Genomic DNA, 1,265 nt, shown 5'->3' with positions numbered 1-1,265 from the left:
GACGCAACTCGATTAGAGTCAATAAAAATGTAATCGCCATTGTTGATCGAGATAGGATACCAATGTTTAGGCATATAATCTAGGTGGCTATTCTTAATTTCATCCAGACTCAGTAACTCATATCCTCCACCATACCTTAGACCTTCGAATAGCCATGCCCCATTATGGATTAGGAGAAAATTCTTATAGTCAGTTGGTAAGTGCCATTGAGTGTCTCTTAAAAACTCTTCAATCATTTCTAACGTGGCAGGGGAGTTAAATGTAAAGTTGGTTGGATATACTAAACCCTCCCATTTTTGCACTAATAATTGATTGCTTGCATCTAGTCGTTGTTTTAACCCATCCAACGCCAGTTGAGATAAATTGTCCTTCAAAGAGAATCACCCACTGAAAGTAATAGTCATCACCAGATGGAACATATTTGCCATAACTAGCCCACCAAGGAGTAACCTCGTTTTGATGGAATTTTTTAGGTAAAGACATTAAGTTATCATAGCTGTTATCCCCGCCATATGCAAGGGGAATAATATGATGTATGTCCAGACTACTCCAACTGAAATCTGGAACCCCATACTTATTCTCATACCAATTAATATATTTTTCTCTCATATTAGGCTCTCTAGGTTCTCTTTGATTATTAGGAACCCAAGCGAGATCAGCTTCATCAGGCTCAAACATTTTTATTCTACTATGCTCGTCTCTATACTTAGGGTATTCGATACCCTTTTTGTTAAGCAAAATTCCTGAGGGTGAGCAATATTGTAATGAATCTTGATAGAGCCATCTTGATGGACTTCTATCTTTTCAATTACCTGATGGAGCAATTGTTTTAGAACTTGTTCATCATCAATGTCAAGCTGTGCAAACAACGCAATTTTCTTTTGAAAGGCACGGAATTGTTCTTCCGTGTCTTTTTGCGTTTCGAGAATGGTTTCTAATTCCGCTTTGCGTTTGGCAAGGACATGTTGTTCTTCCTGATTGCGTTGATTTTGGGCATTAAACTGCTCAAGGGTAAGAGCCTGATTTGAGAAGAGGGTTATTAGTCCCTGAACATTCTTCTCTAACTGTTCTTGTTGCTTATTCAGCTTGTTCAACTCTTTTATTAGTGCGGATTGTTTTAGACCGATATTCCCTTTTACAGCATCGAATAGCCTGTCCAATCTGACGTTACTGCCAATCAAAGGTTCACTTTACCGTGAACCCTGGTTTGCTCCGTACCAAATTATTTAAGAATTTGTTGTACGCACAAGGTCCTTTCTTAAAGT

General features: G+C 38.3%; 3 protein-coding genes. All 3 read right to left on the bottom strand.

The annotated features are described in order from the left end of the window. On the bottom strand, positions 1-302 hold a 302-nt coding region (locus ACM6JA_RS19625), incomplete at its 3' end, for an SMI1/KNR4 family protein (RefSeq protein ID WP_414853699.1). After that, positions 256-678, bottom strand: coding sequence for an HNH endonuclease (locus ACM6JA_RS19620; protein WP_414853698.1), 423 nt, complete (start codon positions 676-678; stop codon positions 256-258). The genes ACM6JA_RS19620 and ACM6JA_RS19625, both read right to left, overlap by 47 nt. A 2-nt stretch (positions 679-680) precedes the next feature. Beyond that, positions 681-1,181 (bottom strand): hypothetical protein, encoded by a 501-nt coding sequence (locus ACM6JA_RS19615; RefSeq protein WP_414853697.1) that lies wholly within the window; start codon positions 1,179-1,181, stop codon positions 681-683. Positions 1,182-1,265 lie beyond the last annotated feature (84 nt).

This window comes from Brevibacillus sp. IT-7CA2 (assembly GCF_949767855.1).
GTDB lineage: Bacteria > Bacillota > Bacilli > Brevibacillales > Brevibacillaceae > Brevibacillus.
The sequence above is the reverse complement of the archived record's forward strand: the minus strand, read 5'-3'. Positions and strand labels throughout refer to the sequence as shown.

Bases quoted from the DNA above. Each gene is read 5' to 3' on its own strand.
- ACM6JA_RS19620 (WP_414853698.1), bottom strand. From the start codon at position 678: ATGTTTGAGCCTGATGAAGCTGATCTCGCTTGGGTTCCTAATAATCAA.